The 8,101-nt window shown below is 58.4% G+C and carries 10 protein-coding genes and 1 pseudogene; all 11 read left to right on the forward strand.

The window, feature by feature from the left end; translation table 11 throughout:
* The first annotated feature begins 1 nt into the window (after nt 1).
* The gene (locus FHR70_RS01800) at nt 2-400 is read left to right on the forward strand and encodes a hypothetical protein (RefSeq protein ID WP_183446508.1); all 399 of its coding nucleotides are present in this window, start codon (nt 2-4) and stop codon (nt 398-400) included.
* Between the two features lie 47 nt (nt 401-447).
* Nucleotides 448-948: a rod-binding protein gene (locus tag FHR70_RS01805; RefSeq protein WP_183446510.1), complete on the forward strand. Its 501-nt coding sequence runs from the start codon at nt 448-450 to the stop codon at nt 946-948.
* A 40-nt stretch (nt 949-988) separates the two neighbouring features.
* On the forward strand, nt 989-1,333 hold the full coding sequence (locus FHR70_RS01810; protein WP_183446512.1) for a magnesium transporter CorA family protein: 345 nt from the start codon (nt 989-991) through the stop codon (nt 1,331-1,333).
* A complete protein-coding gene (locus tag FHR70_RS01815; protein ID WP_183446514.1) occupies nt 1,330-1,779 on the forward strand; it encodes a hypothetical protein in 450 nt (149 codons plus the stop codon). The genes FHR70_RS01810 and FHR70_RS01815 overlap by 4 nt, the downstream gene beginning before the upstream one ends.
* Before the next feature lie 41 nt (nt 1,780-1,820).
* Entirely contained in the window at nt 1,821-2,204 is a 384-nt protein-coding gene (locus tag FHR70_RS01820) for a response regulator (protein ID WP_183446516.1), read from the forward strand.
* Between the two features lie 4 nt (nt 2,205-2,208).
* Entirely contained in the window at nt 2,209-3,324 is a 1,116-nt protein-coding gene (locus tag FHR70_RS01825; protein WP_183446518.1) for a protein-glutamate methylesterase/protein-glutamine glutaminase, read from the forward strand.
* A complete protein-coding gene (locus FHR70_RS01830; RefSeq protein WP_183446520.1) occupies nt 3,321-4,172 on the forward strand; it encodes a CheR family methyltransferase in 852 nt (283 codons plus the stop codon). The genes FHR70_RS01825 and FHR70_RS01830 overlap by 4 nt, the downstream gene beginning before the upstream one ends.
* Before the next feature lie 412 nt (nt 4,173-4,584).
* A complete protein-coding gene (locus tag FHR70_RS01835; protein WP_183446522.1) occupies nt 4,585-5,505 on the forward strand; it encodes a flagellin N-terminal helical domain-containing protein in 921 nt (306 codons plus the stop codon).
* A 179-nt stretch (nt 5,506-5,684) separates the two neighbouring features.
* Nucleotides 5,685-6,164 (forward strand): hypothetical protein, encoded by a 480-nt coding sequence (locus FHR70_RS01840; RefSeq protein ID WP_183446524.1) that lies wholly within the window; start codon nt 5,685-5,687, stop codon nt 6,162-6,164.
* Nucleotides 6,165-6,213: 49 nt separating this feature from the next.
* A complete protein-coding gene (locus FHR70_RS01845) occupies nt 6,214-7,002 on the forward strand; it encodes a DUF1217 domain-containing protein (RefSeq protein ID WP_183446526.1) in 789 nt (262 codons plus the stop codon).
* A 496-nt stretch (nt 7,003-7,498) separates the two neighbouring features.
* Nucleotides 7,499-8,101: pseudogene (locus tag FHR70_RS01850) on the forward strand (beta strand repeat-containing protein); the annotation flags it as partial.

Consider the following 8,101-nt stretch of genomic DNA (forward strand, 5'->3'; position numbering starts at 1 on the left):
CATGAAGCAGCGAATCCGTAAGATCGACCGCATTCTGAAGGTTCAAGAGCGCCTTAAGCAGGAGGCCGAACTGAAGGTCTCGCTTCTCGAAAGGGAAGCTGTAGAGCTGAGGACGGCTCAAGAAGCGATCATTCACTCCATGAACGATCACGAAACCCTCCACGGCTTGTTCGTGGATGTGGCCGCCAAGCGGCTGCAGGCTCTTTCGGCGCAGGAGGGGCATGTCGAGAAGGCGAAGGTGGCGCAGAAGGCCGTTGCCCTCGACAAAGCCATGCAGGCAAAGCGGACCGAGAAGATGCTGACGAACCTGAAAGGTCAGGACCGGCGTGAGACGGAAAAGAAGGATCTCGCGGCGATCCTTGAGACTCTTGCGAAGGGCAGCCGCGCAAGCTTCCCGTAAGCTAGATGATGTAGAGATTACCAAACGCAAGAACCGAGAGTGACGCGATGGCGATCAGCCCGCCCTCAGACATTATCAGCGACGTTGCAAGAGCGGCCGACCCGACGCGCCTTCAGGCCGCCTCACGCAAGCTCATGGAAGGCGCGCCGCCCGCGGAGGGCGCCAGCTTCGCCGACGCCGTGAAGGAATTGGCGGACAAGCCCGTCATGATGCCTGGCGCCGACATTTACTCCCTCCGCAACTCGTTGCGCAACGATGCCGAGACTGCGAACGCCGAGAAGGTGCGCAAAGCCCATCAGGAGTTCGAAGCCTATATCCTGCAGACCTTCGTCGAGTCGATGCTGCCCAAGGATGCCGAGAATACCTATGGCAAGGGCAATGCAGGCTCGATCTGGAAATCCATGCTGGCAGAGCAGATCGGCGGGCAGCTGTCGAAAGCCGGAGGCATCGGGATCGCCGAGAGGCTTCTCAACGCCCGCAAGCACGGCCCTTCGGCCATACCTCCGGGATCAGAGCAGTCAATGAACACCCTGCTCGGCAAGGTATGACGCCAGCTGCGAGAGACCATTCGAACAAAGGAACATGCCCATGCTGATGAAATCGCTGGACCGCCTTGAAGAAACGCTCGACATGGAGACCGCGGCGCTCATGGCGCGGGACCTCTCCAACCTGGACGAGTTCAACCGTCGCAAGAGCCAGTGCCTTCTCGAGATCAGCCGGATCGTGCGGACGGCCGAGATCAGCGCGCTGGATCCTAAGGCGACCAAGCGCCTTCAAAACTTGCAGGGTAAGATCGAGCAGAACCAGGATATCCTCCGGCGCCACATGCATGCCGTTCAGGAGGTCGCGAGCATCATCTCGAACGCGATTCAGAAGGCTGAGTCCGACAGCACCTATTCGGCTCATGTCGCCAAGGCAGGTTACGGCGCATGATCAAGAACGTCATGGCAGGCTTCTGGGTCTGCGCCGTCACGCTGGCTTCGTGCTATGCGGCGGTGACGTGGACCGTGGGAAAGGCGCCTGTCGAGGACAAAGGAAGTTATGAAGGCCTGCAGTACAAGAAGCTGCCGGCCATGAACATTCCGGTCATTGCTGAAGGGGCGGTTCAGGGATACGTGATCGCCAATCTGGTCTTCACGGCCGACGCCAAGACGTTGCGGGAGATTTCGATTCCTCCCGAAGCCTTCATCCAGGACGAGGTTTTCCGGCATGTCTACGCTGACGAGACCCTCGATTTCAGGAAGCTCTCCCGATACAACGTGAATGGGATGATCAGCAACGTTCGAGACAAGATCAACAAGCGTCTGGGAGCCGAGATCGTCAAGGAAATCCTGGTCGAGAACTTCAACTTCGTCGACAAGACCGCCATTCGTTCCTAACCGGCATAAGCCGGACTGCTCAGGAACAGGAAATATTGCACATGAATTATTGCTTGATCATCGATGACTCACGCGTCATCCGGAAAGTGTCCCGTGAAATTGCCGAAAGCCTCGCCTTTCGGGTCGCAGAGGCGGAGAACGGTGAGGTGGGTCTCCAGGCGTGCAAGGCGGAGATGCCGGACGTGATCCTCCTGGACTGGAACATGCCCGTCATGGACGGGTACACCTTCCTCAAGCGTCTGCGCGCAACGCCGGAAGGGCAGGCTCCGAAGGTCGTGTTCTGCACGACGGAGAACGATATCGATCGCATCACGCGCGCCTTGGATGCCGGAGCGAACGAGTACATCATGAAGCCGTTCGACAAGGATATCCTTGCAGCCAAGTTCCTGGAACTCGGCGTCCTCCCTGCCACCCACTCCGTGTGATACCATGTCGGTTGCTCCTGTCGTTCAGTCCGGTCCCGCTCAGAGCAGGCCGACGCGTGTCATGATTGTCGACGACAGCGCCGTCATCCGTGGGATGATCGCGCGCTGGCTCACCGAGGCCGGAGGCTTCGAGATCGTCGCCACGGCCTCGAACGGGCGCATGGCGGTCGATTCCGCCGAGCGCTCCAAGCCTGAAATCATCCTCCTCGACATCGAGATGCCTGAGGTCGATGGTCTTGCGGCACTTCCAATGATCCTCAAGGCTCATCCGGCGAGCAAAGTCATCGTCATCTCGACCCTGACACAAAGGAATGCGGAAATTTCGCTGAAGTGCCTCTCCCTGGGAGCGGTCGATTACCTGGCAAAGCCGGAGAGCGCGCGGGCGGCGGGAGCCGCCGCCGACTTCCGGCGCGATCTCATCGAGAAGCTGCGCGCCCTCGGCGAGACCAAGAGCCGCCAGGCAAGAGTGTTGGCGCCGGTCATCCCTGTCGCTTCGACATCGTTCGCTCCGCCTGCCGCAAGGCCTGGCACGGTGAGACCGCAATGCCTGCTGATCGGATCCTCCACCGGCGGCCCTCGCGCGGTTGAACGGGTTCTGCTCGATCTCAAGCCAGCCCTCTCGACCATCCCGGTCCTGATCGTGCAGCACATGCCCGCGATGTTCACGGCCGTTTTCGCCGAGCACCTGCAGGCGCTTCTTTCCGTTCCGGCCCGCGAGGCGAGGGACGGGGATGCCGTCGCTCCAGGAACCATCCTGGTTGCTCCCGGCGGGCGGCACATGGGCGTGGTGTCGTCCGGTGGCAAGGCCGTCATCCGGTTGAATGACGGACCGCCCGAGAATTTCTGCCGTCCCGCCGTTGACGTGCTCTTCCGGGAGGCGGCTGGCGTGTTCGGCGCCTCTGCCATCGCGGCCGTACTCACGGGAATGGGGTCGGATGGAACGCACGGAGCGCGCCACCTCACGAAGGCCGGCGCCACGATCATCGCGCAGGACGAAGCCACAAGCATCGTCTGGGGCATGCCGGGAAGCATCGTGAAGGCCGGTTTGGCCCACGAGATCCTCCCCTTGGAATCCATCGGCCGCTCTCTGAAGGGCCACATCACCGGATCTTCGAAATGACCGAGGCCGAATTCGACGCGCTGCGCGCCTTTCTTAAGACAAAGTCGGGTCTGGCGCTGTCTCCGGACAAGCGATACCTCGTGGAGAGCCGTCTCTCATCGGTCTGCACCCGGTTCAAGCTCGACAGCCTGTCGCATCTGGTGCGCGAGATCAGGGCAGGGCGGTCAATGGCCCTCGAGAAGGCGACCATCGAGGCAATGACGACGAATGAGACCTTCTTCTTCCGGGACAAGGCCCCGTTCGATCTGTTCCAGGATGTCCTGCTGCCGAAATACCTGAAGGAACGTGCATCGACCCGCAGACTGCGGATCTGGTGCGCCGCGGCCTCCACCGGTCAGGAGCCGTATTCGCTCGCCATGCTGCTCAAGGAGGCTGCGCCTCGCATGCCGGGCTGGCACATCGAGATCGTGGCCTCCGACATCTCCACCGAGGTTCTGGAAAGGGCGAAGGCCGGGTTCTACAATCAGTTTGAGGTGCAGCGCGGCCTGCCGATCCGTTTGCTCGTCAAGTACTTCACGCAGGTGGGCGATCAGTGGCAGATCGCGCCCGAGATCCGCTCGATGGTGGACTATCGCTATCTGAACCTGATCGAGGACTTCAATCGCCTGGGGCAGTTCGACATCGTCTATTGCCGCAACGTGCTGATCTACTTCGATGCCAACCTGAAGGCCGATGTGCTGCGCCGGATCGCGAATGTCATGGCGCCGGACGGTTCCTTGCTGCTCGGTGCATCGGAGACGGTGCTCGGCGTGACCGACGCCCTGACGCTCGATCCTGCTCATCGCGGCTTGTATTCGAAGAATGCTTCAAGCGCCGCCCCAAAGATGTTCGCCGTTGGCGGGCGGTAAATCGGGTCGTGTAGACACGTTTATCGAAGAGTTCAGGCACCGAGTTGCATCGCTTCACATCTATGTGGTGCGTTCGACAAGTAAACAGCCCCGCCTCGTATAGTTAACAAAAGATTAACACCAAAAATTTCTGCTCCAGTTCTGATTTTGATGCTTGACGCTGGAGAAGGGGGTTGATAGACAAGAACTGCAAGCACCGCAGACGGAGAGCGTAAGACTCTCCAGGTGCAGAGAAAGCACTATGGTACGCCTTCATGTGAAGGCTAGGCATGATGCCACTCCATTTTGCCGGTAAAAGCCCGGATGTCATGTGAGCAGCGGATCGAGATTCTCTCGAGGCATGAAGCCACTCCGCTGGGTCGGTTAGATCCCGACATTCCCTGAACAATCACATCATTCAAGGAAGAAGCACATGTCTTCGATCAACACAAACCTCTCCGCCATGACCGCCCTGCAGTCGCTCAAGACGACGCAGAATTCCATGAACAAGACGCAGGGCCAGATCTCGACCGGCCTGCGCGTCGGTGAGGCCTCTCACAATGCTTCGTACTGGTCGATCTCGACCAAGATGAAGTCCGACAACGGTGCGCTGGGCGCTGTGAAGGACGCCATCGGCCAGTCCAAGTCGATGATCGACACCTTCACTTCGGCACTCGACAAGACCCTCGTTTACCTCAACAAGATGAAGGACGGCCTCGTTTCTGCGAGCCAGCCGGGTGCTGACAAGGTTGCAATTCAGACCGAATTCGATGGTCATATCGAGGGTCTGGAGAGCACTGCACGGTCGGCAACTTTCAACGGTCAGAACTGGCTCGCCGGTGAAACTCCCGGGACCATTTCTCTGGTGACGTCCTACAATGGCAGCACCAAAGAGGTTGGCTTCCTCGAAATCACCGGTTCCGATCTGCAGCTGCTGGAGCTTGATGCGGACGGCGTGCTCGTTGATGACGCAGGTATCCTCAACGGCGCGGCCGCTGACGCAGATCCTGACGCCTTCGATCCGGCGTCGCCAGGTTCGGTCATGAAGCTCGACATCGAGACTGCCTCTGCTGCTGAGCTCGCCGTTGCTCTGAAGACCATCGACACGGCAATCGATAAGGTGACGAAGGCTTCGTCGATCCTCGGTGCCAACAAGGCCCTGCTCGAGACCCAGGAAGAGTTCATCAGTGTGCTCTCCGACTCGCTGACGGCCGGCGTGAGCACCTTCATCGATGCCGACATGAACGAGGCCTCGACCCGCTACCAGGCTCTGCAGACCCAGCAGCAGCTCGGCGTGCAGGCTCTCTCGATGGCTAACCAGAACAGCCAGATGATCCTGAAGCTCTTCCAGTAAGAGTTTGAGAATCGACCTGAAGGGAGCCTCGCCTTGTGAAAGGCGGGGCTCCTTTCGTCTGAGAAGAGCGCATCATGTCAGTCATGCGACCATTCCGCTTCCTGTCCCGTTGTAAGCTGCTGGCTGCAGGGCTGACAGCTGGCATTGCCGGGCTAGCCTTTTCCAGCGAGAGCCATGGATTGGCCACCTGGTTCGGTTCATGGGACTATGTCCTGAAGCACGATGACGAGGGGCAGCCTCAAGCCGTCTTCGTCCGGTTGCGAGGGGAGAATGGCTCCTTGCTCTGGCTCACCTGTCAGCGTTTCGCATCCGAATCTGATCAGCGTCCGATTCCCTTTACGACGGTGGCAGTTGCCCAGAAACAGTTCCTGGGGCGCAGCGATCCGAACGGAAGAAGCACCGTCTACTGGTTCGACAACAATGGCCCCGAGGTCGGGCAGTGGATTTACCGGGAGCGGCACGGCCAGATGCCGGATCCCGCCCAGGTTCGCGATTTTGTCGAGAAGCTCGCTGGGGCGAAAAGCCTGACAATCGAGCTGTCGAACTATCGTTATGAGACTCAACAGCACGAGTTCCGGCTCGACCCGAAAGATACAAGCAGCGTTGCTGACAGGTTCAGGAAAGACTGCGCCGATATTCTTCGCGAAAGCGACCGATGATTCGCCTCTCACCTAGTGACAGCATGCCTCAGCGCTGAAAGAATCCGCCATGATCAGCACATCCACACGCTACCACCTCGTCACCAAGGATCTGGCGCGCACGAAAGCCCTCATCGAAAAGGAACCGGCAACGAAGCGCGAGATAGAATACTATCAAGCCAACATCAAGAGCATCAAAACGATCGAAGATTTCGTCAAGAACGATCGTATCTTCAAGTTCGCCATGAAAGCCTATGGTCTTGAAGACATGGCCTTTGGCAAAGGGCTCATCAAGAAGATGCTCCAGGAGGGTTTGACGGATCCAAGGAGCATGGCGAACAAAATGTCGAACCCGCTCTACAAGGAATTCGCCAGAGCCTTCGATTTCAAAGCAAAGGGAGATGCAGCGACGTCGGCGCCAAGTGCGACCACCGAGGCGGTGCAGAAATACGTTCAGATCACTCTCGAAAAGAAGGAGGGCGAGCAGAACGAAGGCGTGCAGCTCGCCATGTATTTCAAGCGCAAGGCCTCGTCTGTCACAAATACGATGGGGTTGCTGGCCGACAAGGCGCTGCTCAAGTTCGTTCAGACCACCTTCAACATTCCGCAGAATGCCTCCAAGGCTGATCTCGACATCCAGGTCAGAAACCTCGAGAAGCACATCGACATCAAGGATTTTCAGGATCCCAAGAAAGTCGATAAGCTGATTCAGCGTTTCAATGCCATGTGGGACGTGAGCAATCCCAGCACGATGACTTCCGCACCTGTGCTGACGCTGTTCGACCAATCATCGGTCCAGCAGGGTTTCAGTGTGGATCTGATGATGAGCATCACAAAGCTTCGACTCGGTGGAATCTGACGGACAGAGCGTGGACCTCCTGCGGGTCGCCGGAGAGACGCCCACTCTTGGCCTTCAATCTTTCATGCCACTTAACAATGCTGTTCTTCGAAAGGTGATCTTACCGATATTTTAACCTAACGTTAACTTGAGCTTACCTAAGATCATGTTGCGTTTTTGGCGAAGTTTCTACGATTCAGTACTGACCGCCAGAAGGAATTCTGCAGAGGCAAAGACTCTGACAGAGCTTTATGTACAGACGCCTGGGATAAGGGTCCAACGGGCCCTTACGCATGATGCCTTTCCCCGCGCGTGGGCTCTCGTAGGCCATGTTCCAAATCAGCTTTTTCGGCCATCCGGGCCTTTCCAACGTCGTGCATGCGCGTATGCCACTTCATTGCGTATGTGCTGATCGGTAAGGGCTCGCCGGTAGGCGGGGACGGATCTTAACAGTCCCTGCAGATCGGGCTGTCCGAAAGAGCGAGGTATCAACCTATCGACGTTATAGGCGCGCAAAATGACCACCATCGTCTCTTCCCTGACCATCACTCAGATCAAGAAACTGACCCCCGAATCGATCAAGTCATTTACTGAAGAGGACGTTCAGGCGCTCTCGCTAACGCAGGTGAACGCGCTCAGTAAGGCTCAGGTTGCCGCTTTGGACAGCGGGGACGTCGCGGCTCTCTCAGGGGAACAGCTGAAGTCGATTTCAACAGCAGCCATTTCCGGCCTGAGCGTCGAGCAGCTGCTCGCAATCGACAGTGAGAAAATGACGAGCTTCTCGGCGGCTCAAATGAAGGCTCTGACGACGGCGCAGATGAGCGGTCTCAGCGCGGAGCAGATCGAGGCTCTTGACGCCACTCAGATTTCTGCCTTGAGCGCCGCGCAGATCAGCTCCCTCGGGGCTGATGATGTCGCAACTTTCTCCGCTGAGGAGATCGGCGCGATCAACGCCAAGGCGGTCACGGGCCTGTCGGCTGGCGTGATCGGCGAACTCTCGGACACCCAGCTGGCGGCACTCAAGCCGGCTCAGATCACGGCGCTCACCACGACGCAGGTCAAGGCCTTCACGGCCGATCAGGTGGACAAGCTCTCGGACACGCAGGTCGCGGCGCTCAGG

The sequence above is a fragment of the Microvirga lupini genome (assembly GCF_014191055.1).
GTDB lineage: Bacteria > Pseudomonadota > Alphaproteobacteria > Rhizobiales > Beijerinckiaceae > Microvirga > Microvirga lupini_A.

Excerpts from the sequence above, each read along its gene's own strand:
- FHR70_RS01830 (WP_183446520.1), top strand. The coding sequence starts at position 3,321 with ATGACCGAGGCCGAATTCGACGCGCTGCGCGCCTTTCTTAAGACAAAG.
- FHR70_RS01835 (WP_183446522.1), top strand. The coding sequence starts at position 4,585 with ATGTCTTCGATCAACACAAACCTCTCCGCCATGACCGCCCTGCAGTCG.
- FHR70_RS01800 (WP_183446508.1), top strand. The coding sequence starts at position 2 with ATGAAGCAGCGAATCCGTAAGATCGACCGCATTCTGAAGGTTCAAGAG.
- FHR70_RS01825 (WP_183446518.1), top strand. The coding sequence starts at position 2,209 with ATGTCGGTTGCTCCTGTCGTTCAGTCCGGTCCCGCTCAGAGCAGGCCG.
- FHR70_RS01820 (WP_183446516.1), top strand. The coding sequence starts at position 1,821 with ATGAATTATTGCTTGATCATCGATGACTCACGCGTCATCCGGAAAGTG.
- FHR70_RS01845 (WP_183446526.1), top strand. The coding sequence starts at position 6,214 with ATGATCAGCACATCCACACGCTACCACCTCGTCACCAAGGATCTGGCG.
- FHR70_RS01805 (WP_183446510.1), top strand. The coding sequence starts at position 448 with ATGGCGATCAGCCCGCCCTCAGACATTATCAGCGACGTTGCAAGAGCG.
- FHR70_RS01815 (WP_183446514.1), top strand. The coding sequence starts at position 1,330 with ATGATCAAGAACGTCATGGCAGGCTTCTGGGTCTGCGCCGTCACGCTG.
- FHR70_RS01810 (WP_183446512.1), top strand. The coding sequence starts at position 989 with ATGCTGATGAAATCGCTGGACCGCCTTGAAGAAACGCTCGACATGGAG.